General features: G+C 58.4%; 16 protein-coding genes. 14 read left to right on the top strand and 2 right to left on the bottom strand.

Going from position 1 to position 25,587, the window contains the following annotated elements:
* The first annotated feature begins 91 nt into the window (after positions 1 to 91).
* The 11 genes from OIM11_02200 (at position 92) to rpsJ (ending at position 17,039) form a co-directional block, all read left to right on the top strand.
* Complete coding sequence (locus OIM11_02200; protein HJI99950.1) at positions 92 to 1,366, top strand: MFS transporter; 1,275 nt, start codon at positions 92 to 94, stop codon at positions 1,364 to 1,366.
* A gap of 292 nt (positions 1,367 to 1,658) precedes the next feature.
* Positions 1,659 to 2,177 (top strand): 50S ribosomal protein L10, encoded by a 519-nt coding sequence (gene rplJ / locus OIM11_02205; GenBank protein ID HJI99951.1) that lies wholly within the window; start codon positions 1,659 to 1,661, stop codon positions 2,175 to 2,177.
* 63 nt (positions 2,178 to 2,240) lie between these two features.
* A complete protein-coding gene (gene rplL, locus OIM11_02210) occupies positions 2,241 to 2,621 on the top strand; it encodes a 50S ribosomal protein L7/L12 (GenBank protein HJI99952.1) in 381 nt (126 codons plus the stop codon).
* A 232-nt stretch (positions 2,622 to 2,853) separates the two neighbouring features.
* Positions 2,854 to 4,437 carry a polyphosphate:AMP phosphotransferase gene (gene pap, locus OIM11_02215; protein ID HJI99953.1) on the top strand — a complete coding sequence of 528 codons (1,584 nt, stop codon included), beginning with the start codon at positions 2,854 to 2,856 and terminating at the stop codon, positions 4,435 to 4,437.
* Between the two features lie 3 nt (positions 4,438 to 4,440).
* On the top strand, positions 4,441 to 4,902 hold the full coding sequence (locus OIM11_02220; GenBank protein HJI99954.1) for a metallophosphatase family protein: 462 nt from the start codon (positions 4,441 to 4,443) through the stop codon (positions 4,900 to 4,902).
* 332 nt (positions 4,903 to 5,234) lie between these two features.
* The gene (locus tag OIM11_02225) at positions 5,235 to 9,062 is read left to right on the top strand and encodes a DNA-directed RNA polymerase subunit beta (GenBank protein ID HJI99955.1); all 3,828 of its coding nucleotides are present in this window, start codon (positions 5,235 to 5,237) and stop codon (positions 9,060 to 9,062) included.
* A gap of 3 nt (positions 9,063 to 9,065) precedes the next feature.
* Positions 9,066 to 13,484, top strand: a complete 4,419-nt coding sequence (locus tag OIM11_02230; protein ID HJI99956.1) for a DNA-directed RNA polymerase subunit beta' — start codon at positions 9,066 to 9,068, stop codon at positions 13,482 to 13,484.
* Between the two features lie 216 nt (positions 13,485 to 13,700).
* Positions 13,701 to 14,075 (top strand): 30S ribosomal protein S12, encoded by a 375-nt coding sequence (rpsL, locus tag OIM11_02235; protein HJI99957.1) that lies wholly within the window; start codon positions 13,701 to 13,703, stop codon positions 14,073 to 14,075.
* A gap of 19 nt (positions 14,076 to 14,094) precedes the next feature.
* Positions 14,095 to 14,565, top strand: coding sequence for a 30S ribosomal protein S7 (gene rpsG / locus OIM11_02240; protein ID HJI99958.1), 471 nt, complete (start codon positions 14,095 to 14,097; stop codon positions 14,563 to 14,565).
* A 12-nt stretch (positions 14,566 to 14,577) separates the two neighbouring features.
* Positions 14,578 to 16,689 carry an elongation factor G gene (fusA, locus tag OIM11_02245; protein HJI99959.1) on the top strand — a complete coding sequence of 704 codons (2,112 nt, stop codon included), beginning with the start codon at positions 14,578 to 14,580 and terminating at the stop codon, positions 16,687 to 16,689.
* A gap of 35 nt (positions 16,690 to 16,724) precedes the next feature.
* Positions 16,725 to 17,039 (top strand): 30S ribosomal protein S10, encoded by a 315-nt coding sequence (gene rpsJ / locus OIM11_02250; GenBank protein HJI99960.1) that lies wholly within the window; start codon positions 16,725 to 16,727, stop codon positions 17,037 to 17,039.
* A 513-nt stretch (positions 17,040 to 17,552) separates the two neighbouring features.
* On the opposite strand, the gene OIM11_02255 is transcribed toward rpsJ, so the two are convergent.
* Positions 17,553 to 18,938, bottom strand: coding sequence for an SLC13 family permease (locus OIM11_02255; GenBank protein HJI99961.1), 1,386 nt, complete (start codon positions 18,936 to 18,938; stop codon positions 17,553 to 17,555).
* Between the two features lie 380 nt (positions 18,939 to 19,318).
* Between OIM11_02255 and OIM11_02260 the strand changes: the two genes are divergently transcribed.
* The 3 genes from OIM11_02260 (at position 19,319) to OIM11_02270 (ending at position 23,643) form a co-directional block, all read left to right on the top strand.
* The gene (locus OIM11_02260) at positions 19,319 to 21,601 is read left to right on the top strand and encodes a molybdopterin-dependent oxidoreductase (GenBank protein HJI99962.1); all 2,283 of its coding nucleotides are present in this window, start codon (positions 19,319 to 19,321) and stop codon (positions 21,599 to 21,601) included.
* Between the two features lie 2 nt (positions 21,602 to 21,603).
* Entirely contained in the window at positions 21,604 to 21,936 is a 333-nt protein-coding gene (locus OIM11_02265) for a hypothetical protein (protein HJI99963.1), read from the top strand.
* 165 nt (positions 21,937 to 22,101) lie between these two features.
* The gene (locus tag OIM11_02270) at positions 22,102 to 23,643 is read left to right on the top strand and encodes a helix-turn-helix transcriptional regulator (protein HJI99964.1); all 1,542 of its coding nucleotides are present in this window, start codon (positions 22,102 to 22,104) and stop codon (positions 23,641 to 23,643) included.
* A 287-nt stretch (positions 23,644 to 23,930) separates the two neighbouring features.
* Here the strand turns inward: OIM11_02270 and OIM11_02275 are convergent, their stop codons facing one another.
* Positions 23,931 to 25,259 (bottom strand): MFS transporter, encoded by a 1,329-nt coding sequence (locus OIM11_02275; GenBank protein ID HJI99965.1) that lies wholly within the window; start codon positions 25,257 to 25,259, stop codon positions 23,931 to 23,933.
* Positions 25,260 to 25,587: the final 328 nt, after the last annotated feature.

Consider the following 25,587-nt stretch of genomic DNA (forward strand, 5'->3'; position numbering starts at 1 on the left):
TTGAACCTTATACAGCTATAGAGAAAAGCGCGATTAAAAGGAGATTATAGCAACTACTATAAGGTCGTGTACGAAAGTGGAGGGGGACATAATGGATGTGAACGCGCTCAAGCGTAAGAGGTACGTGTATCTATTTGCATCGGCAGCTTCGTTTCTGGTGTTAGGCCTGGTCTACGCCTGGTCGCTTTTCGCGACTCCTCTTGCCACTATCTACGGATGGGAGATGAGCGCGGTAAAGGTGACCTTCACCATCTGCATGATGGCGTTTTGCGTGGGTGGCCTCATTGGCGTGCGAGTGCTCAGGCGTCTCGGCGTGCGCGGCGCCATACTGATGGCAGCCACGCTTCTCGTCTGCGGTTTTGCGGGAACGGCGATTCTGGCCCAATACGGCATATGGGCCTTGTACGTATGCTATGGCGTATGCATTGGGTGCGGCACGGGTCTGGGCTACAACGTCACCATCGCCACGGTAACATTGTGGTTTCCCGATAGGACCGGCTTTGCCTCCGGTGTCATGTTCATGGGCTTTGGCCTGGGCTCTCTTACCCTGGGAACGCTTACGCGCGCCATCATCGGGACGGCGGGCATACCCGTCGCGCTCGGCGTCGTCGCGGCCACGGCCTGCATCGTCTTCGTGTTCCTGGCTTGCTTCTTGAAGCGCGCTCCCGAAAACATCAGCGAACTCTTGGGCGTCGGCACGCAAAAGGAAGACCTGGCCAAGGAGGAGCTCTCATCCGATGCCGAATTCGTGACGGATGCCAAGTCCGCCTCAGATGCCGAGGCAGATCAGCGCAGAATCTTCCGTGACCCCGCGTTTTACGGCTACTACCTATGGGCGATCATCATCCTTGGCGCAGGGCTCGTCGTCATCGGCACGTCCATGCAGGGAGCCTTGGAGTTGAACGTGGACGCGACCTTCGCTGCGACGCTTGTGGGCATCATTCCCATCGTGAACGGATTATCAGGTCTTTCCATGGGCGTCGTTTACGACAAGAAGGGCTTGCAGTTTTCCATGATATTGGTCGCAACGATTGCCTTCGCAGCCTGCACGGTTCTCGCCTGCGCCTTCTTCTTCGGCCTGGGATGGCTCTATGTCATCGGCTGCCTGATGATGGTTGTGGGCTATGGTAGCGTAGCGCCCCAGGCCACTGCGTTTGCCCGCGAGCGTTATGGTCAGAAGCGCTTTCCGCACCACCTTGCCATCGTGAATACCGACATCGCCGGTGGCTCGGCCTTTCAACAGGCCGTGATGAGCGCATGCGGCGGTGTGAGCCTGTTCGTCTACACGACCATGGCCGTCTTTGGCGCCGTGGCCTTCGTGACGAGCCTTGCCTTCGCCCGTATCACGAGGCCGAACAAGGGATAGGGAAGGGTGCGACAGCGCCCTCGCATCCAGAGCACGACCCTATTTTCGAAAGCGCTCTTCGCAAAAGATGCATGACAATTCCTTGCGTCCTTCCGCCCATTGCTCTATCATTCCATCTCGCATTTGTAGTTTTACCCGCTACCAAAGACAGCCGGTGTCCCATCCGGGACTTAAGGGAAGGCAAGCCTTCCGCCCGCCGAGGTGGTCGAACATGAATGATGCTTCAGGCATGCACTCTCGTCGGCCTCCGCTGTCACGCAGCGGGGGCCGATTTGTATGAAGGGAGGTGCGCATGCCTACACAGCAAAAAGTCGAGCAAGTTGAGAAGCTTACCGAGCTTTTCAAGAACAGCGAGGGTTGCTGGTTCGTCGATGCTCGTGGTCTTACCGTCAAGGAGTCCCAGGAGCTTCGCCGCAACATTCGCGAGGGTGCCGGTCAGATGCACGTCTTCAAGAACAACCTCGCCGCTATCGCACTCAAGAACCTCGACCTTCCCGAAATCCCCGAGATTTTGGCTGGCCCCACGGCCTTCGTGTTCTGCGATGGTGACGTGGCCGCTCCGGCCAAGGCTCTCAAGGACTTCGCCAAGGATCATGAGGCTCTGGAGATCAAGGGTGGCATTGTCGACGGCAAGGTCTACTCCGTCGAGGAGGCACTCAAGGTCGCCGATCTGCCCAGCAAGGAGCAGCTCGTTGCCATGCTTCTGTCCACCATGCTCGCACCGGTCACGGGTCTCGCCCGTGTCTGCGCGGCGCCGGCGGAAGGCTTGGCTCGCACGATTCAGGCTATCGCAGACCAGAAGGCTGCATAGCGCCACGTTTGTTATGTATATGCAAGGTGGCGTGATTGCCGCCGCAACTGAAAGGTTTTAGTTATGACTAAGGAAGAAATTCTCGAAGGTATCAAGGGCCTGACCGCTCTCGAGCTCTCTGAGCTCGTCCATGACCTGGAGGAGGCCTTTGGCGTCTCCGCCGCCGCTCCCGTTGCCGTTGCCGCTGTTGGTGGCGCTGCTGCCGGTGGCGACGCTGGTGCTGCCGAGGAGAAGAGCGACTTCGACGTCGTGCTCGAGTCCTTCGGCGACAACAAGATCGCTGTCATCAAGGTTGTCCGCGAGGTCACCGATCAGGGCCTCAAGGAGGCCAAGGCTCTCGTCGAGAGCGCTCCTGCCACCATCAAGGAGGGCGTGAAGAAGGACGAGGCCGAGGAGATGAAGGAGAAGTTTGAGGCTGCCGGCGCCGTCGTCACGCTGAAATAGCCCATCTCGCGCAATCTTAATGCTCAGCGGGGGGCTCGCGTACCAATCGTACGCGTCGCTCCTCGCTTTACATTAATCTCACGCAAGCTGAACTATTTCAGCAGTTGCGAGAATGTGCAGGGTAGAGAGCTTCGAAAACCCGGGTTCCGAATGGAATCCGGGTTTTTTCTTGTGGCGACGCTGTGACGGGGGTAATCTATATAAAGTTGTGGCCAAAACGGAGGGGGAGAACATGCTCGAGAAGGCCGATCTCAAGAACCGCATCGACAAGGAAGAGTACGAGCAGCGTAAAAACGAGCTCACCGAAAAGCTCGTGCGTTTGCAGCAGCAGTGCATCCGCGAGAAGTTTCCCGTTGTCGTATGCGTGGATGGCTGGAGCGCATCGGGCAAGGGCACGAGCATCTCCAAGCTGGTAAAGGATCTCGACGCTCGTGCGTTCACCGTGTATTCGATGAACGATCCCACGGAAGACGAGTGCCGCTACCCGCTCATGAAGCGCTTCTGGGAGCGCATTGGCCAGTACGGCACCATGACCTTCTTCGACAAGAGCTGGTATTCCGAGATCATCAAGAACCTCTCGGGCATGATTAGCAGCGGCAAGGGTTCCGCCCACCTGCCGCAGCCCAAGATCCGCGATCATGTCGATTACATCGTAAAGTCGCGCAATGGCCAGACGGGCCTGTTTGCCGAGTCCACCCAGATTCTCGAGGGGCAGCTTGTCGCCGATGGCTACCTCATTATCAAGCTGTTCTTCCATATCAGCAAAAAGGAGCAGACCAAGCGCATCGAGGCACTCGAGGCGGATAAGAACACTGCCTGGCGCGTCAACGACGAGGATCTCTACCAGAACAAGAACTACGACAAGATCTATCCCATCATCGACAAACTGCTCGAGCTCACCGATTCTGCCGATGCCCCGTGGCACATCATCGCCGCCGAGAATCGTCGCGTGCGTCGCATCGAGTTTCTCGAGACGCTCGTCACCGAGATCGAGGAGGGCCTCGCGCGTCACGTCAAGATGAAGGAAAACCCCGTCATCATTCCCGATGACTTTCCGCTTCCGCGCACGCGCCATGACCTCGTGAAGGTGCAGTCAGTCGAGGAGATTCGTCATGATCTCACGATTGATCCCGAGGAGTACCGTAGCGAGCTCAAGAAGGAACAGGAGCGTCTTGCCACCTTGCAGCTCGAGATGTACCGCAGGCAAATCCCTATGATGCTCGTGTTCGAGGGTTGGGACGCGGCCGGCAAAGGTGGTGCCATCAAGCGCATCGCCTCCGCCCTCGATGCCCGCGATTATCGCGTCGTTCCCTCCGGTGCGCCCACCAAGCCCGAAAAGGAGCATCCCTTCCTGTGGCGTTACTGGATCAACTTGCCCAAGAGCGGGCATACCGCAATCTACGATCGCTCCTGGTATGGCCGTGTCATGGTCGAGCGTGTGGAGGGCTTCTGCACCGATTCCGATTGGCGTCGCGCCTTCGAGGAAATCAACGATTTCGAGTGGGAGATGTTCCGCACGGGCACGCTGCTTATGAAGTTCTGGGTTGACGTGAGCCAAGACGAGCAGCTCGCGCGTTTCGAGGCGCGCAAGAACGACCCGGACAAGGCCTGGAAGCTCACCGACGAGGACTGGCGCAATCGCGAGAAGTATCCGCAGTACTGCGTGGCCATCAACGACATGTTGCGCATGACCTCGACGTACTTCGCCCCTTGGAACATCATCGAGTCCGATGACAAGAAGTACGCGCGCATCAAGACGATCAAGGCCATCAACGCCGCAATTGAGGAGCGCCTGAAGCAGGACAAGAAGGACTAGGCAATGTCTCTGGTGGGAATCATCTCGGATACGCATGGGCGCATAGGCAATGAGGCGCTCGAAGCGCTCGCCGGGGTTGATTTCATCATCCATGCAGGCGATATCGGCTCTTTGGATGTTCTCATGGAACTCGAGGCGATAGCGCCTACCATCGCCGTGTTGGGTAACAACGACTATAACGTCGACTATGGTCCTGGCGTGAACGAAAGCGCGACGCAGATTATCGATGGTGTGAGGCTGTTCGTATCGCATTACCCTAGGGATGCCGAACGTGCAGCCGAGAGCGGGGAGTATGACCTGGCGATTCACGGCCATACGCACGTGCCGCGTGATGAGGTGCGTGGTAGCTGTCGCATCATCAATCCAGGCGGCGCCTTCCGGCCGCGCTGTGGCTCCAAACGTAGTCTCGCACTCGTTGAGCTCGAGGACGGCAGGGTCGGCTCTGCGCAGAGTGTGACGGTGTAGCGCCTGTCGCGAAACGACCTCCTGTGGTCGCAAGCTCGCGCAGGAAGCCACAATACATCACGTGTCAGAGGGTCTGACCCTTGGCACATTCCTATTGCCAAGAAAGATGAAATGCGCATTGGGCCTGACTGACGTCTAAATAAACTCAGTTTTAAATAATAAATCACCTAAAACATACCGTTTGCCGATAAATCGAGCGCGTTTGCGATTGTATTTGTCTTTAACCGACCGCTCGTCCAAAAACTTCTTGACCCCTTATACGCGCGCGCATATCCTCTCGCTCGTGTATCACCCGTTTTATAGCTTTATCGGACAACTATAAGGAGGATATAGTGCCGACTACCGTAACGTCCCAGGCCAACGTGTATCGCGATCGCCTCAGCTTCGCGAAGCTCCCGGAGGTCATGGACATCCCCAACCTGATCTCCATTCAGGTCGATTCGTTCAACAATCTGATGACCGAGGGCCTCGACGAGACCTTTGCTAGCATGTCTCCCATCGAGAACAGCGCGAAGACCCTCTGCGTCGAGTTCGGCGCTCACGAGTTTGGCGACCCCAAGCATTCTGTCGAGGAGTGCAAGAAGCGCGATATCTCGTATCAGGCCCCGCTCTTCGTCGACATCCGCTTCATCAACAAGGAGACCGGCGAGATGCAGGAGTCCAACGTCTTCATGGGTGATTTTCCGCTCATGACGAACCGCGGCACCTTCATCATCAACGGCACCGAGCGCGTCGTCGTCTCCCAGCTCGTCCGTTCCCCCGGCGTGTACTTCTCCGCCGAGCGTGACAAGACGAGCGACCGCACTATATACAATGCGAAGGTCATCCCCACGCGCGGCGCATGGCTCGAGTTCGAGACGGACAAGCGCGATGTGCTTTCCATCCGCATCGATCGCAAGCGCAAGCAGCCCGCGACGCTTCTTCTGCGCGCACTCGGCATTGCCGAGACCCGCGACGAGATCATCGACCTGCTTGGCGATAGCGAGATGGTCGAGCGTACGCTCGAGAAGGACCCGTCATCCTCGCGCGAGGAAGCTCTCATCGAGCTCTACCGTCGCCTGCGTCCGGGCGAGCCGCCCACGGTCGACTCCGCACGCAGCCTGCTCGAGGGTCTGTTCTTCAACCCGCAGCGCTATGACCTCGCCAAGGTCGGCCGCTACAAGATCGACAAGAAACTCGGCATCGAGAGCGACTCCTCCACGCTCACGGTCGAGGACATTGTCACCGCGATGCGCTATATCATCAACCTCGCTCAGGGTAAGCCCGGCTACCAGATCGATGACATCGACCACTTCGGCAACCGTCGTATCCGCACGGTCGGCGAGCTCATCAAGAACCAGTTCCGCATCGGCATCAGCCGTATGGAGCGCGTCGTGCGCGAGCGCATGTCCACCTTCGACCCCGAGGACATCTCGCCGCAGTCGCTCATCAACATCCGTCCGATTGTCGCCGCGATCAAGGAGTTCTTCGGCTCCTCGCAGCTCTCGCAGTTCTTCGACCAGACCAACCCCGCCGCGGGCATCACGCACAAGCGTCGTCTGTCCGCACTTGGCCCGGGCGGTCTGTCCCGTGAGCGCGCCGGTTTCGAGGTTCGCGACGTCCACACCTCTCACTACGGCCGCATGTGCCCCATCGAGACGCCTGAAGGCCCGAACATCGGCCTCATCGGCTCGCTGGCAACCTATGCCCGCGTCAACGACTTCGGCTTCATCGAGACGCCGTATCGTCGCGTTGTCGATGGCAAGATCACCGATGACGTCGACTACCTGACCGCCGACGAGGAGGAGAACTACTCCATCGCCCAGGCAAACGAGCCCTTCGACCCCAAGACGCGCGTGTTCGGTTCCGTCGACGAGAAGACCGGCAAGTTCGTTGCCGCCAAGCGCGTCGTTTGCCGTACCAAGAACGCCGACGGCGTCTTCGGCGACCCCGAGGAAGTGCCCGTCGAGGACGTGCAGTACATGGACGTCTCCCCGCGCCAGATGAACTCGGTCGCAACCGCGCTCATTCCCTTCCTCGAGCACGATGACGCAAACCGCGCCCTCATGGGTTCGAACATGCAGCGTCAGGCCGTGCCGCTGCTTCGTCCGCAGGCTCCGCTCGTCGGCACCGGTATGGAGCATCGCATCGCCTCTGACTCCGGCGAGCTGCCCCTGGCCAAGCATGCCGGCACGGTCACCTATGTTGATGGCGCGCGCGTCGAGGTTACCAACGAGGACGGCGATGTCGACACCTATACGCTGCCCAAGTTCCAGCGCTCCAACCAGAGTGGCTGCATCAACTACAAGCCGCTCGTGAAGTACGGTGACGAGGTTCACGTGGGCGATGCCCTGGCCGATGGTCCCTCCACCGACCACGCCGAGCTCGCCCTGGGTCAGAACCTCATGATCGCCTACATGCCCTGGGAAGGCTACAACTACGAGGACGCCATCATCGTCTCCGAGCGCGTTGTCGCCGAGGACCTGCTCACGTCCATCCACATCTCCGAGCACGAGATCGACGCACGCGACACCAAGCTCGGTCCCGAGGAGATCACCCGCGAAATCCCGAATCTCTCCGAGGACATGCTCGGTAACCTGGATGCCGACGGTGTCATTCGCATCGGTGCCGAGGTGCATCCGGGCGACGTGCTCGTCGGCAAGGTCACGCCCAAGGGCGAGACCGAGCTCACCGCCGAGGAGCGCCTGCTGCGCGCCATCTTCGGCGAGAAGGCCCGCGAGGTTCGCGACACGTCCCTGAAGATGCCGCACGGTGCTTCCGGTCGTGTCATCGGCATCTCGCAGTTCTCGCGCGCTGCCGGCGACGAGCTTCCCCCGGGAATCAACGAGCTCGTGCGTGTCTACGTTGCGCAGAAGCGCAAGGTCCAGCAGGGTGACAAGCTCTCCGGCCGCCATGGTAACAAGGGCGTTATCTCCCTCGTTCTGCCGGTCGAGGATATGCCCTACATGGCAGACGGCACACCCGTCGACGTCATCCTCAATCCTCTGGGCGTTCCCTCCCGTATGAACGTCGGTCAGCTGCTCGAGAACCACCTTGGCTGGGCCGCGCTCAACGGCTGGAGCGATGACCCCAAGAGCGACGAGCCGGTTGACGGTCCCTTCTTCGTGTCCACCCCGATTTTCGATGGTGCGACCGAGGAAGAGATCTCGGATGCCATCATCAAGAGCAACAAGAACCGCGTGAACAAGGCAAAAGCCCGCTACGGCGACATGTTCTACGAGCCGTTCGTCGCGCAGCTTTCCGCCACGGGCAAGGCCGACCTCTACGACGGCCGCACGGGCGAGAAGTTCCGCGAGCAGATCACCGTGGGCCAGACCTACATGCTCAAACTCTCGCATATGGTCGACGATAAGATCCACGCCCGCTCGACCGGTCCCTACAGCCTCATCACGCAGCAGCCGCTCGGCGGCAAGGCCCAATTCGGTGGCCAGCGCTTCGGCGAGATGGAGGTTTGGGCCCTGTACGCATATGGTGCGGGCAACGTCCTGCAGGAGATCCTCACGGTCAAGTCCGATGACACGGCTGGTCGTGTCAAGGCATACGAGTCCATCGTCAAGGGCGAGAACATCCCCGCTCCCGAGCTGCCCGAGTCCTTCAAGGTGCTCGTCAAGGAGATGAAGTCCCTCGCACTCGACGTCGAGCTCATCGGTCGCGATGGCAAAGACGAAACCGCTGCTCTCACCGAAACCGTCGAGATTCTCGATGCAAGCAACGAGGTCGCCGAGGCTGGCGATTCCGGCATCGATCTGGATCTCGATGCGCTCGACATGCTCACCGACGGCATCGCCCAGATGAACGCGGGCGCCGATGACCTGCTCGGCATTCCCGAAGGCGGTGAGGAGCTTCTCGGTTCCTCCGTCTCCAACAGTGGCGACGAGGTCATGATTGGCGCTGCCACGCCCGTTGACGACGACGCTTCGGTCGATGTTGACGAGGGTCTGATCGGCGGCATCATCACCGAGGACAATCCGCTTCATGACGAAATCGAGGAGGCCCTCGAGGAGAAGATGGGCGAGACCGCGCTCGAGGAGGACCAAGACGAGTATATCGACGAAGCCGAGGAGCTCCTCGGCGATGCGTCGGCTAATCCCGGCATCGCGATTGACGTGAACGTGGATGAGCAACCCGAGATGGACGACGACCCTGAAGGAGAGGAGTAGGCCATGACAATATTTGATGTCAATAACTTTGATGAGTTCCACATTGGCCTGGCAAGCGCCGAGAAGATCCGCTCCTGGTCGCATGGTGAGGTCAAGAAGCCCGAGACCATTAACTATCGTACCCTCAAGCCCGAGAAGGACGGCCTGTTCTGCGAGAAGATCTTTGGCCCGACCAAGGACTGGGAGTGCGCCTGCGGCAAGTACAAGCGCATCCGCTTCAAGGGCATCGTCTGCGAGCGTTGCGGCGTCGAGGTGACGCGCGCGAAGGTTCGCCGCGAGCGCATGGGTCACATCGAGCTCGCCGCGCCCGTGAGCCACATCTGGTATTTCAAGGGTAGCCCGAGCCGTCTCGGCTATCTGCTCGACATCTCGCCGAAGGACCTCGAGAAGGTTCTGTACTTCGCGAGCAACATCATCACCTGGGTCGACAAGGAGGCTCTGGCCGAGGACGCCGCCGAGCTCGAGGAAGAGCTCGCAGCCGGTCTCGAGGAGCTTGATTCCGAGCGTGACCGCCTCATCCAGATGACGCGCCACCAGTCGACCGAGTACTTTGACGAGAACGGCGAGCGCGAGTACGACGAGGAAGACCTCATGACCCCGGAAGAGGTCGAGGAGGAAATCGCCGACCTGCGCGAGGAGTTCGAGGAGCGCAAGGACCTGCGCACCGAGGCCTACGAGACCCTCATGCGCATCGAGCCCAAGATGCTCATCTCCGACGAGACGCTCTATCGCGAGCTGCGCCTCAACTACCGTGACTACTTCCGCGGTGGCATGGGTGCCGAGGCCGTGCGCGACCTGCTCGGCGATGTCGATCTCGAGGCCACGGCCGAGGAGCTGCGCGAGATCATCGCGACCGGCAAGGGCCAGAAGCGTGCCAAGGCCGTCAAGCGCCTCAAGGTCGTCGAGGCCTTTATCCGCAGCAACAACGATCCGACGGATATGATTCTCGATGTCATTCCGGTCATCCCGCCCGACCTGCGCCCGATGGTGCAGCTCGATGGTGGCCGCTTTGCCACGAGCGACCTCAACGACCTGTATCGTCGCGTCATCAACCGCAACAACCGTCTCAAGAAGCTGCTCGACCTCTCGGCTCCCGACATCATCGTGAACAACGAGAAGCGCATGCTCCAGGAGGCCGTCGACGCCCTCTTCGACAACGGTCGTCGTGGCCGCCCCGTCGTGGGTCCGGGCAACCGTCCGCTCAAGTCGCTGGCCGACATGCTCAAGGGCAAGCAGGGCCGCTTCCGCCAGAACCTTCTGGGCAAGCGCGTCGACTACTCCGGTCGTTCGGTCATCGTCGTCGGCCCGCAGCTCAAGATTCACCAGTGCGGCCTTCCCAAGCAGATGGCTCTCGAGCTGTTCAAGCCCTTCGTTATGAAGCGCCTGGTCGAGCTCGAGCAAGCTGCCAACATCAAGGCCGCTAAGCGCATGGTCGATCGCGGTGCGTCACTCGTCTGGGACGTCCTCGAAGAGGTCATCACCGATCATCCCGTGCTGCTCAACCGCGCACCAACCCTGCACCGCCTCGGCATTCAGGCTTTCGAGCCCGTGCTCGTCGAAGGTAAGGCCATCCGTCTGCATCCGCTTGTCTGCACCGCGTTCAACGCAGACTTCGACGGTGACCAGATGGCCGTGCACGTGCCGCTGTCGAGCGAGGCGCAGGCCGAGGCCCGCGTGCTCATGCTGAGCTCCAACAACATCAAGTCGCCGGCACACGGCAAGCCGCTCACCATCCCGACGCAGGACATGATCATCGGTATCTACTACCTCACCGCCGCACGTGACGGCTTCGAGGGCGAGGGCCGCTGCTTCATGGACTTCAAGGACGCGCAGAACGCCTATGACGCCCGTGCCGATGTCGATCTGCAGGCCAAGATCTTCGTGCGCCTCAAGTACGACACCAAGGTCGAGACTTCCTATGGCGTTTACGAGGAGAAGAAGGCCGGCGAGCGCATCGAGACGACGATCGGCCGCATCATCTTCAACAGCGTGCTTCCCAAGGAGCATGCCTTCATCAACCATGGCATGGACAAGAAGGAAGTTGGCCGCCTCATCGAGGATTGCGCCAACACCTACAAGACGCCCGAGATGATGCAGATCCTCGATGGCCTCAAGGCCCTTGGCTTCCACTACGCGACGCGCGCCGGTGTTACCGTGTCCGTCTACGACGCGACGATTCCGCCGAACAAGGCAGACATCCTCGCCGAGGCCGACAAGAAGGTCGCCGCAGTCGAGGAAGACTACGAGATGGGCTTCATGAGCGCCGACGAGCGCCATCGTCAGATCGTCGAGATCTGGACCGTTGCCAACGAGGACGTCGGCAACGCCATGGCCGACAACTTCGACCACTTCAACCCGATCTACATGATGGCCTTCTCCGGTGCTCGCGGTAACATCAAGCAGATTCGCCAGCTCGCCGGTATGCGTGGCCTCATGGCTGACCCGAAGGGCGAGATCATCGACCGCCCGATCAAGGCGAACTTCCGTGAGGGCCTGACCGTTCTCGAATACTTCGTCTCGACGCACGGTTCTCGAAAGGGTATGGCCGACACCGCGCTTCGTACCGCCGACTCGGGTTACCTGACCCGTCGTCTGGTTGATGTCGCGCAGGACGTCATCATCCACGAGGAGGACTGCGGCACGAGCGATGGCATCGAGCAGTCCGTCATCAACCGCAAGGACGAGCCCGATACCAATCTCATCGGCCGCTGCCTGGCTGCCGATGCCGTCGATCCCGCCACGGGCGAGGTGCTGATTGGCGCAGGCGATTACATCGAGACCGCCGAAGAGCTCGATAAGCTCGCCAATGCCGGTGTCAAGACCGTGAAGATTCGCAGCCTCATGACCTGCCATGCGCATTCGGGCGTGTGCCAGAAGTGCTACGGCTTCGATCTGGCCGCCGGCCGTCCGGTCAACCTGGGCACCGCTGCCGGCATCATCGCCGCACAGTCCATCGGCGAGCCGGGCACTCAGCTCACGATGCGCACCTTCCACTCCGGCGGTGTCGCGGGCGAGGACATCACGCAGGGTCTTCCGCGTGTTACCGAGCTTTTCGAGGCACGCAAGCCCAAGGGTCTCGCCATCCTGGCCGAGATTTCCGGCACGCTGCAGATCTCCGCGACCAAGGACAGCCGTACGCTCACCATCCACAACGAGGACGGCGAGGTGCGCGAATACCAGACGGGCGCACGCGCACAGCTCATGCCGGGCGTCTCCGACATGTGCACCGTCGAGGTCGGCCAGCAGCTCACCAAGGGTTCCATCGATCCGCACGAGCTTCTGCGTCTCACCGATGTCAATACGACGCTGCGCTACATCGTTGACCAGGTCCAGGACGTGTACACGTCTCAGGGCGTCGACATCAACGACAAGCACGTTGAGGTCATTGCGCGCCAGATGCTGCGCAAGGTGACGGTCACCGACCCGGGCAGCTCCAAGTTCTTGCCGGGTGCCCAGGTCAACCGTTACGAGTTCGAGGAGGAGGTCGACCGCATCATGCTCGAGGGCGGCGATGTGCCCACCGCACGTCCGCTCATCCTCGGTATCACGAAGGCCTCGCTGGCCACGGATTCGTTCCTGTCGGCTGCTTCGTTCCAGGAGACCACCAAGGTGCTGACCGATGCCGCGATCGAGGGCAAGGTCGACAAGCTCCAGGGCCTCAAGGAGAACGTCATCATCGGCAAGCCCATTCCCGCGGGCACCGGCCTCAAGCGCTATCGCGACTTGCAGCTCACCTACAAGGGCGAGCGCATCGACCGCAGTGGTTCGAGTGCCGATCGTCTGCCCGACTGGGCCCCCGAAGAGCTCCGCGAGACCGAGAGCCTGCTGCCGCAGCCGCAGGAGTGGGCCATCAACGGCGAGGAGTACTTGGGCGGCGCTCCGGGCGATATGTCGATGTTCCTCAATGGCGGCTACCTCGGCGGCCGTGGACCGCAGCTTGCACCCGAGCTTGCCAAGCTGTATCTCTTCGACGACCTGGGTGTCAGCCAGCGCTGGGCCAACAAGTTCAGCGAGGCCGGCATCGAGATGGTCGGCGACCTTGTCGGCAAGACGGAGGACGAGCTGTTCCGCATCGAGGGCATTGGCGTCAAGGCGATCGAGGAGCTCAGGGCTGGTCTCGAGGCACGCGACTTGCTCTACATCCTCGACGATCCCAAGAAGAACGACGAGCCGGATGCCTCGCAGTTGCTCGAGATGCTGTTCTCGCCGGAAGACGCGATGTACATGGGCGCCGATGTGCCCCAGTCTTACAGCGCCGATCCCGACGACTTCATCGGCACGACCTCGCAGCGCCACTCGTCTTCCGATGAGGATGTGCTCAACGAGCTGCTTGGTGCCATGAGCGATTCCGGCTTCGGCATCACCGACGAGGAGACCGAGAGGCTCGAGAACACGCAAGACGATGACGGTCTGATTGGCTAGAATTGTCAAGCGTTTTTGGCTGTGATATCTAGACGGGAATCCCCTGGTCATTGTGACCAGGGGATTCGTGCGTGATAGAGTATGAAAAAGCTTGGATACACCCGGGTGCGTGGCGTTTGACAGCCTTGGATTAGACGGGTAGTCTACCGCCTTGCGCTTTTGAAACCTGCAAAAGCACCACAACGGTAAACCGGTAGCAAAACGAAAGGAACTACATTGCCTACCATTAATCAGTTGGTCCGCAAGGGCCGCGCGAAGGCAGTCGACAAATCCAAGTCGCCCGCCCTCAAGGGCAATCCCCAGAAGCGTGGGGTTTGCACGCGCGTCTACACCGCAACCCCCAAGAAGCCGAACTCGGCTCTTCGCAAGGTTGCCCGTGTCCGTCTTGTCAACGGCATGGAAGTCACCGCTTACATCCCCGGCATTGGTCACAACCTGCAGGAGCACTCGATGGTGCTCATCCGCGGCGGCCGTGTTAAGGACCTTCCCGGTGTCCGCTACAAGATCATCCGCGGTACGCTCGATACCGCTTCCGTGTCCGACCGTGCTCAGGCCCGTAGCCGCTACGGCGCCAAGAAGCCCAAGAACTAAAGAAAGGGGAGATTGAGAAATGCCACGTCGTTCAGCTGCAGTACGCCGCGAGATTACTCCGGATGCCGTATACAACAACCGCCTTGTCACGCAGCTCATCAACAAGATTCTGCTCGACGGCAAGCGTTCGACCGCCGAGAGCATCGTCTACGGCGCCTTTGACATCGTCGAGGCAAAGACCGGCGAAGATCCCCTGAGCGTCTTCAAGAAGGCCATGGACAACGTCCGTCCCACGGTTGAGGTCAAGCCTCGCCGCGTCGGTGGCGCCACGTACCAGGTCCCGACCGAGGTCAACTCCCGTCGTGCCACGACGCTCGCCATCCGCTGGATCGTCGGCTACTCGCGCGACCGCAAGGAGCGCAGCATGGCCGAGCGCCTCGCGAACGAGATCATGGACGCTTCCAATGGTCTGGGCGCATCCGTCAAGAAGCGCGAGGACGTCTACAAGATGGCCGAGTCCAATCGCGCCTTCTCTCACTATCGCTGGTAGGAGGTATACACAATGGCAACGAAGAAAACTCCGCTTGAGGATACCCGCAATATCGGCATCATGGCTCACATTGATGCCGGCAAGACCACCACGACCGAGCGCATCCTCTACTACACGGGCAAGACCCACAAGATCGGCGAGGTCCACGACGGCGCTGCGACCATGGACTGGATGGTCCAGGAGCAGGAGCGTGGCGTAACCATCACCTCTGCTGCCACCACGTGCTTCTGGGAGAAGGACGGCACGCCCTATCGCATCCAGATCATCGACACCCCAGGCCACGTCGACTTCACCTCCGAGGTCGAGCGTTCCCTGCGCGTCCTCGATGGCGCTGTCGCCGTGTTCGACGCCGTCGCCGGTGTTCAGCCGCAGTCCGAGACGGTCTGGCGTCAGGCTTCGCGCTACGAGGTCCCTCGCATCGCCTTCATCAACAAGTACGACCGCATCGGTGCCAACTACTTCCACGCGATCGACACCATGAGGGATCGCCTGGGTGCGCATGCCATCGCCGCTCAGGTTCCCATGGGCGAGGAAGACCACTTCTGGGGCGTCATCGACCTCGTCACCATGACTGCATGGGACTTCAAAGCCGATGACAAGGGCATGACCTATCCTGAGCCCATGGACGCCATCCCCGACGAGTTCGTTGACATCGTCGAGGAGCGTCGCGCCGAGCTGCTCGAGGCTGCCGCCGATTACGATGACGAGCTCATGGAGCTCGTCCTCATGGACGAGGAGATTCCCGTCGACCTGCTCAAGAAGGCCCTGCGCGCTGGCGTTCTCGCTAACGACCTCAACCTCGTGTTCGTGGGCTCCGCCTACAAGAACAAGGGCGTCCAGGAGCTGCTCGACGCAGTCGTCGACTACCTGCCCAGCCCGCTCGACGTGCCGCCTGTCGTCGGCATCAATCCCGACACGGACCAGGAGGAGGAGCGCAAGCCTTCCAACAAGGAGCCGTTCTCGTCTCTGGCGTTCAAGATCATGACCGACCCCTATGTCGGCAAGCTCACCTATCTGCGCGTCTATTCGGGCCGTCTGGATTCCGGCTCCTATGTCATCAATGCCAACAACGGCAAGAAGGAGCGCATCGGCCGTATCCTCGAGATGCATTCCAACGAGCAGCATGATGTCGATTACTGCTCCACGGGTGACATCGTCGCAGCTGTCGGCCTCAAGAATACGACGACCGGCGAGTCCCTGTGTGATGAGGACCATCCCATCATCCTCGAGTCCATGGATTTCCCCGATCCCGTTATCGACATCGCCGTCGAGCCCAAGACCAAGGCCGAGCAGGACAAGCTCGCCGTGGGTCTGCAGAAGCTCGCCGAGGAGGACCCGACCTTCCAGGTTCATACCGACGAGGAGACCGGTCAGACCATCATCGCCGGCATGGGCGAGCTGCATCTCGAGATCATCATCGATCGCCTGACCCGCGAGTTCAAGGTCGAGGCAAACGTCGGCAAGCCGCGCGTTGCCTATCGTGAGAAGCCGGGTCACGAGGTCCTCAACGTTCAGGGCAAGTTCGTCCGCCAGTCCGGTGGTCGTGGTCAGTACGGCGACGCCATCATCAACATGCGTCCGGGCGAGCCGGGTTCTGGTTTCACCTTCGAGAACAAGATCGTTGGCGGCGCGATTCCCAAGGAATACATCCCGTCTGTCGAGAAGGGCATCGAGGAAGCTCTGCAGAGCGGTGTCATTGCCGGCTATCCCGTCCTCGATGTTGCCGTCGAGCTCGTTGATGGTTCCTATCACGATGTCGACTCTTCCGAGGCCGCATTCAAGGTCGCTGGCTCCATGGCCATCAAGGAGGCCCTGCGCAAGTCCGATCCGATCCTGCTCGAGCCTGTCGAGAGCGTTGAGGTCGAGACGCCCAAGGAGTACATGGGCGACGTCATGGGCAACCTGAACTCCCGCCGTGGCCAGATTCAGGGCCAGGAGGAGCGTGGCACGGCTACCGCCATCATCGCGCTCGTTCCGCTGTCCGAGATGTTTGGCTACGCAACCGACCTGCGCTCTGCCACGCAGGGCCGTGCGTCCTACAACATGCAGTTCGACTCCTATCGCCCCGTTCCCAAGAGCGTGTCCGAGGAAATCATCAAGAAGGCTGGCGGCAGCGCCGAGTAGCGCGAATCCGCTTGATATATGGAGGTTTGAGTTAAGTGGCCAACAAGAAGCAAAAGATTCGCATCAGGCTCAAGGGCTACGATCACGAGATCGTCGACAAGTCGACCAAGCTCATCGTCGAGACCGCAGCCAAGACCGGTGCGCGCATCAGCGGACCCATCCCGCTGCCGACCGAGCGTAATCTGTATACCGTTATCCGCTCGCCGCACGTCAACAAGGACTCGCGCGAGCAGTTCGAGATGCGCACGCACAAGCGCCTCATCGACATCCTCGACCCGACGCCCAACACCGTCGACTCGCTCATGCGTCTCGACCTGCCGGCTGGTGTCGACATCGAGATCAAGCTCTAGGGTATAGAGCGAGCGCCGCCACGTCATAACGCGATGGCTATCGAGGGGAGCGTCCGCGGGGAAACCTGCGGCGCTCTCCCGTTTTGTGCCCCATGCAGATCGCTAGGCTGCATGCAGGGGAAGGGGACCGTTCATCAAGAACGGCCCCTTTTCTTGTTCGACTGCGGGTCGCGTTCGCATGCAAGGTGCGTATGTGAAGCCCGCGTGTTAAGAAATGGCGTTTTCCTAGGATGAGGACGAGCTCCGTGTATGAGAATCGCGTTTTCCTAGGCTGATACCGAGCCCGGTACAAGAAAATCACGATTTCCTAGGGTTCTGAGTCATCCAGCCCTAGAGAAACGTGAAAAACATGTTTGAGGGGTTCTGCCATCCTAGGAAAACGCTATAAATTTACATGGCTATGAACTTATGGCTCAAATATCTTGCATGCATAGTCTGCGGATACGAAGGAGGCGGCCTCTATGGCCGCCTCCTTGTCAAACCGCGATTATCTGCGCGCGAGTTGTGGATTTGCTACAGCCCGAGGAATCCGCAGCAAACAGGGAACCAAACGGCCATAAGCACGATCATGACGACTGCAGGGAAGATGCCTGGAAGGATCGAGTGCTTGGTGTCGTAGTATCCGGTGCCCATTGTGATGATGAAGGGCAGGTTGATGGGGATGATGTACTGGACGCCAAAGCCGAACGCGCAGATCAATGCTACGACGGCGATAGGAATGGCACCGGTGCCGATGGCGACTGCTGCAAATGCGGGGAAGACCATCGCGGAGAGTGCGGTTCCGACAGGGCACAACGCATGAAGCACCTGTGTGATGAGGCCGAAGAGCAACAGGATGACGATGATTGGCAAGCCTCCGATGGAAGAGGAGAGCACACCCGAAAGCCATGCAACGGCACCTGTAGAAAGGAGCGAACCAACGAGCGTGTTCACGGTGCCGAACATGATGAATGCTTCCCAGCTCACGTCTTCGACAATCTCCTTCCAGCTCACGAGCTGGATGCCGGGCAATGTCGCGACTACCAGGAATCCCAAACCGACATTGAGGATCGTGAGCATGGGAACCCAAGTGCCTAAAATCATGAGGATAACGGAAATGACAAGGACGCTCATGGTATAAATCTCGCGACCAGTCATCTTGGGCAGTGCGTCGAAGTCGGCAACGAGGATCTTTACCCGGTCAGACTCCAACGTCTCAGGCTTGTAGATGCGGGTTAGTGCAAAATACGATGCCCAGGTGCAGATGATGGCGACAGGGGCAGCCAGGACGGTCCACTGACCGAAGTTGATGACCTGTCCGGTCATGCTCTCGACCAGACCGATGACGAGCACGTTCATCGAGGCTCCGATGGGAGTGCCGGCACCGCCGACCATGGCAGCGATGGGCAGGCCAATCATGAGGCACTTGCCGATGTTGGATTTGATCTTCTCCTGTTCTAGGGTCTCGAGAATCTCAACGCCGATGGGCATCATGATGGCGATGACCGCGAGGTTGTGCATGAAGAACGAAAGAATGCAAGAGATCATCATGAAGCCCAAGACGATGGTCTTCGATTTGCCCTTGCTCAAACGCAGAATACTGCCAACGACCTTCTTCGAGACGCTGGTCTTCTTGAATACCGTTCCGAACGCGAAGCAGTAGATGAGGAACAGCACCGCCGTGTTCATGAAGTTGCCGACAACTTCGCTTGCCGTGCCCACTCCCGTCACGATGAGCACGAGCATGCATCCTAGGCCAGAGATTGCCAGCGGAAGCGTCCCGCATACCCATAGGCATACCGCACCAATGAGCGTAAACAAGGCCATCGTGCCTTGCTGCGACAGCCCTTCGATCGGCAGCGTCATTCCTAAGATGAACGCGATGATCGCAAGGACAAGGCCGATCCACTTTTGTTTCATACTTTCCCTCCTTTGGTCTTGTTCGCCAGCGATGATTTGGTATCTATTCAGAGGAGCCTCTCTGCCCCGTTCGCTGACCTATAAGAAGATAGATTGCGAAGCGTTTTTCTACGTCCGTTCGAAGATATGATTTGCGCCACATAGTCGTCATCGTTTCGAATTACATGACGATCTGGGGTTTTATCGCATCGAATCGAAACGCCAGGCGAGTAGAAACCGTGATTCCGGAGTTGCCCCAATCGTGATGAAAGGACGTTTGGAGCACATACGCCAAAAGAGCTAGGGGCGCTTTCGAGCAATCATCCATCCGGACGGACGATTGACACACTCTTTCCAGGTAGTTTCTTCCCAAGTGTCAAATTCAGAGAGGAAGGGACAAAATGGCTCAGGCTGAAGAAATCGATCAACCCCAGAAAATGGATCTCGTGTGCGTGGAACACGAGCATCCTTTTCGCTATGAGGAGGATGGGCTGAAGGTCACGCGCGGAAGCGCATGGTCTGCCCCCGGCTGTCATCTTGGCTGCGGAGTGCTCATGTACTCTGATGGCGAAAAGATCGTCAAGGTGGAGGGAGATCCGGAAAATCCCTACAACCAGGGTCGCCTTTGCGTGCGTTGTCTGGCACTCAAAGAAGTGGTGAACCACGAAGACCGTATCTTGTATCCCATGAAGCGCGCAAGGGAGGATCGTGGCAAGGACGTATGGGAACGCATCTCCTGGGACGAGGCTCTTGACACCATCGAGGAGCGTTTTAATTACTACAAGGAGCATTACGGTGCAGAGTCCATCATGTTCTGGCAGGGCACCGGCCGTGACATAGCTCCTTACATCTCACGTCTGGCCTGGTCTTTTGGAAGTCCGAACTATTCGTTCAACATCGCGCAGCATTCCTGCTACGTACCGCGCATCCTCGCTTGCAGGCTTCTCACCGGCGAGTTCTGGGTGGGTGATTTTTCGCAGCAGTTCGCGGACCGTTTCGACAATCCTGAGTGGGAAGTGCCTGATGTCATCGTCATTTGGGGTAACGATCCGCTCGTCGCCAATTCTGACGGAGCTTATGGCCACTGGGTCGTCGACTGCATGCAACGAGGCTCGCGCATTCTCTGCGTTGATCCTCGTCTTACTTGGCTTGCGGCGAATGCCGAAGTGTGGGCGCAGATTCGTCCGGGTACCGATCCTGCTTTTGCGCTCGGCATGGCCAACGTTATCATCGAGGAGGATCTTTACGATCACGACTTCGTCGATCGTTGGGCTTACGGTTTCGACGAATTCAAAGAGCACGTGAAGGACTATACGCCGGAAAAGGTCGCCGAAATCTGCTGGGTCACGCCCGAGGTCATCCGTGATGCAGCGAGGATGTATGCGACTGCTGACCGCGCTTTGGTGCAGTGGGGCGTCGCTCTCGATCAGCGCGACGACTGTCTCAACGCCAGCCGTGCCATCGTCTGCCTCATGATCATCACCGGCAATCTTGATAAACCGGGCACTATGATTCGCCCGCCCGAGCTCCTTACCTACATATCTGGCTGGGGACGCGAGTTCTTGTCCAAAGAGCAGGAAGACAAGATGTTGGGATGGGATTATAGCCCCGTCACGAAGAACTTCTTCGGTTCCGCTGGCAACGCCCAATGCATCGAAGCCCTTCTCACGGGCAAGCCTTACCCCATCAAAGCTTGCTGGCTGCAGACCGTCAACCCCCTTGCGAACGGTGCAGTTGAACTGGAGACGACGATAGAGGCATTCAGCAAGTCCGAATTCAACGTCATGGTCGATTTGTTCAAGACCCCTTCGATCGTCGCACTTGCAGACATCGTTTTACCCGTTGCCCTGTTTCCCGAGCGCGCAGGCATTCGCGTTGGCGATGGTTGCCAGCGCGGCGAGACCATCAACAAAGCCGTGGAGCCAGCAGGTGAGGCCCGTTCCGACCAACAGATCTGTCTGGAGCTCGGCCGTCGATTCAATCCGGAAGCTTGGCCTTGGGGGACTGTCGAGGAGATGTATTCTTATATCATGGCCGAGACAGGCTACAAATATGACGAGATGCAAGAGATCGCTCCCGCATACTTGCCATTCAACTACTACAACTATGAGAAGGGCCTGCTTCGTCCTGACGAGACCGTCGGGTTCACCACGCCTACGGGTCGCTGCGAGCTCTGGTCGACTGCTTTCGCGAACATCGGCGAGAATCCGTTCCCGGTATATGAAGAGCCTGGCATCTCACCGGTATCCACTCCGGATTTCTACGAGGAGTACCCCTTCGTCCTTACGACGGGCGCACGTTTGTGGGGCACCTTCCACTCAGAGCATCGCCAGATACCGCACCTGAGGCAAATCAACCCGGAACCGCTCATCCAGATGCATCCGGATACCGGCAAGGCGCTCGGCCTGGAAGAAGGCGAGTGGGTGTGGGTCGAGGGACCCATTGGCGATGGCGATCGCACCGACAGGGCTAAGCGTCAAGTCGAATTCCTCACCGGCATCGATCCACGCGTTATGAGCACATCGGTTGGATGGTGGCATCCTGAGGGAGATCCCGAAAACCTCTATGACGTACGCGATCTGAACATCAACAAGCTCAGTGCTTGGAAAGAATGCCGTACAGGCGTGGGGTCACGTAATCGCACTCATCTTTGCAAGGTATACAAGGTCAAGGAAGGTGAATAGGCATGTCCAGGAAAGGACTTCTTGTAGATTATCAATGGTGCACAGGTTGTCACTCCTGCGAAGTGGCATGTCAGATGGAATATGACCTTCCTCTGGGGCAATATGGCATCATCGTCTCCCAAATCGGTCCGTGGCAGATCGACGATCGCAATTGGCAGTACTCGTTTATGCCCACGATTACCAAGCAATGCACGCTTTGTGCTGAACGCACCGCAAAGGGCAAATTGCCCTCGTGCGTAAAACACTGCCAAGCGAAATGCTTGAAAGTGGTTGACGTTGACGAAGCACAGGAGATCATGAGGGAAAACGGAAAGACCATGTTCATGACTCTCTGATTGCTCGTCCCTCCTTCCCGCAGGCACCCTCAGCGCTACCCTCCCCCAGCGCTTCCCCTGCGGGGCGTTACTCCTTCGGCAGAAAGCCAGCTTGCATACGGGCGAGTTGGCTTTTTGCCGTGCATTGGCAGCGGGTTTCCGCAAAGGACAAAGGGCGTGAATGCGATGCAATATAATTATGAGACTGCGCGATTCACATTAAGCAATGGGGGCGCAACGATGGAATCCAGCACTGTGAAAGACGAGCATGACAGCTCGAACGTATCCGAATCCGTTCGTTTCGATTCCTCTTTCGGGGTCGACACGATGCTCACGCACGTTGCGATGATGCTCGTGTATGCAGGATTGTTCGGGATACTGGCCAATTCGATGCAACTGGATATGCTCCAAGCCCTTTTTGTGACGGGGTTGTATTTCGGGTCTTATACGGTGGTTCGGTTCATCGTTCGTTTCAAGCGGCTCGTCGTCATCATGTTCTCGCGACCTGTGGCTATCGATGCGTTCCTTATGGCGGTGAGCATCATAGCGGCCGCATGCGGATACTGCTCGTTCGTTTACGGTGGGTCATTTCCCGAGCTCGGCATGGACTTGCTCTGTGTCATGGGTCTGATGATGGGAATCCATGCATCGCTCATGTCGGGGCTCTGGGCCGAGCTGTCGAGTCCCAAAGGTTCGATGTCTTCGGTGGCATGGCATATGATTCCCGTATGCATCGGGGTTCTTATCGCCCTCGTGATCATGTTCTTGCAGGAGCAGGTTCGTGAATGCGTATTCTTTGCTCTTTGTCCGCTGTCTTCTTTGGTGTGGATCATCTCCGGCGTTCGCAAGAAGTGCAGGAAGGCAAAGGATGCCATCGAGTCGAGGAACGTCTTTTATGCCCTAGCTCCAAGGACCCACCTGTATTGGACGACTCTGATGCTCGCTTTTGGCATCGCATACGCCGTAGGATTCAGGTACTGGTCGGTCGCGTTCGGGGCTGGAGCTTTGGTTACGTGCTTGGTTGTCGGCGCCTTCTTCCCATTCATCAAATCAAAGCTCATGGTTGGCCTGGGAGAGACATCAAGGGTGTATCTGCCCCTATGCATCCTCGTTTCTTTCTGCATTGCTTCGTCCATCCCATACGTGTTTCCCTTCGCGATGCTCATCGCGATCGCCTTTGTTTTCTATCAGGGTCTTTCGAACATCACGTTTCTCATTAATTATGCTCATGCGTTCAATGAAAGCGTCATGTTTAAGCTTTCTGAAGGGCGGTTTCCTCCTCTTATAGGGCTGTTCTTGGGAATCGTCATCGGAATGCTGATGGGCTCGTACGAGCAATTAATCAGCCCTCTTGTTTGGGTCGCAATCCCATGTCTCGCGTGCATGTCAGCGGTGTTCATGTATACGTTGCAGATTTTCAATCAGGGCAATCCTGTGAATGAGGGGGTGGTGCGCAACCTGGACGATGGCATCGAGTCGCCATGGCACGGAAACGATACCCAGGAGATGGAAGCGTTCAAACAGCGTTGCCAGAAGTTTGCAGAAGAAAAGCAGCTCACCCCACGAGAGACCGAGGTCTTCTTCCTTTTGGCATGCGGCTACAACACCGTTTCGATTGCCGAGGTGCTCATGGTGTCGCCGAGCACGGTGAAGACGCATTTCTATCGCATATACACCAAAGTCGACATGCATTCCCAGCAAGAGATAATCATGCATATGCGCGGTTAGGGTTTTGGATAATATGACGGGTAGCATGAATAAGGCGGCGTCTCGATGAGACGCCGCCTCCCGTTCGCGCGAGGGTTTCGGTTATCTGGCATCCGTAGTCAATCACTTCGCCCGGGCGCTTTGATCATGGGCGGGGCGATACGCATGCCGCATGAAGCACATCTTCCCTCGTCGTCCAGCTCTTGCAGCTTGTCGCATGTAGGACAAAGCATCTTTCGTTGCGCTCTTGCGGACGGCGCATTGCCGCACTTCCCGCAGTTCCTGCATCCGTAGCACATGGTGTTGCATCATTCCTTTGCGTCCGTGTTACTCAAAGCTTCCTGCATTTCTTGGGCCGCCTGTTTCTCGAGGTCGATGAGACTCTTCTCCTTGCGAGCGAACAGGAAGATGATTGCTGATACGATGCAGCAAGCGGCGGCTATGCCGAATGCGCCAGACCATCCCATCGCGCCTTCCGCGATGGCTGCGATTAGGGGAGAGCCCACGGCGTCGCCAAGCGCCTTTGCAAGGAAGATCACGCCGAAAATCTGCGCGTAGTTCTTGACGCCCATGAACTGCCCGCATGCGGCTGTGAAGCAGACGATAGCGGCACTTTCGCCAAAGCCGAAGAGGATGACCGAGGCCCAGACGAAGGCGAGGCTCGATTCGGGGGTGATGAACATCATGAGCGCGAGGCCGGCACCGGCAAGAATCTCGCAGGTCAAGTATGCGATGCGGGCGCCAAACTTGTCGATAAGCCAGCCGCAACCGAGCTTCGCGAACAGGCTTACGAAACCGATCGTGCTCATGATGGCGGCGCCCAATGCGATGTCGAAATTCATAGAGCGTGTGAACATGACGAGATTCTGGAACGGGCCCATCTCACCGACGCCGATGAGGAAGATAGCGACGAACATGACCCAGAAAGTGCGGGTCTTCATGGCTTGTCCGCGCGTGAGACCGACGACCTTAGCGCTGCCCGCTTCCTCGAGCTTCTCGGATGCCTGCTCTGGGGTGAGTCCGTCAGGCAGGAGGCCCTCGTCTTGCGGTCGCCATACGATGAAGAACGAGACGGCCATTATGACGATGAAGCTGAGGATGGCAAGGCCGACTAACGCCACTTGGTAGTTGTAGTTGGTGACGAAGAAGGCGACGAAGTTCGTGCAGATGAGGGATGCGAAGAAAGTCGCGCCCCAGATCACGCCATTGGCGATACCTCTACGCTTGACAATCCAATTAGATGGAATGCCGGTGACGATAAGGACACCGGCGAATGCGTTGCCGGCGCCCAAAAGGATGTATCCGACGAAGACCATTGGCAGGTTGGTGGCAAATGCCACGACGACGAAGCCGATGGAATAGATTACCGCTGAGATACGCACCGACCATCGCACGCCTACTTTGTTCAAGATACTCCCGATGAACAGCCCCATAATCGCCAGGCTGAGTGCGAACCATGAGTACGCAAACCCTACTTCGGCCGACGTTGCCCCCAACGCGTCGACCAGGGAGCCGCGTATCATGCTGAAGTGATAGATACCGAATCCCTGCGGCACGATCGACAAGATGAAGGCGAGTCCCACCATTGCCCAACCGCGCCAGAACACTTTCTGTTTCCCCGTGTTTTCCATTGACATCGATCTCTCTCCTCTCCTGGAGCATTCTAGTGCAGGTACCAGCCGATTATTCGGCGCTCGCGGTCAAGTGAGTTGATAGCGAGTTTCCTGCATGCTCCATTCAAGGGGAAATGGGTTTCGTGGTCGTCAGGGCACGCACATGATTCCATGTCAGAGGGCGTAAACCAAAAGGATTACATTGATATGAGCGGGGTTTTGAATATGCGGAGCTGCATGTTGTTGTATAGGCCATGGCTCGTATCGAGAATCCTACTACAATGCGTTCACGTGCACGGAGGCCGTTAATCTATTTCCCTTTTAATATCCGTTGCTGTTGGTTGGTATTTTT

It is taken from the genome of Coriobacteriaceae bacterium (assembly GCA_025992705.1).
Taxonomy (GTDB): Bacteria; Actinomycetota; Coriobacteriia; order Coriobacteriales; family QAMH01; genus QAMH01.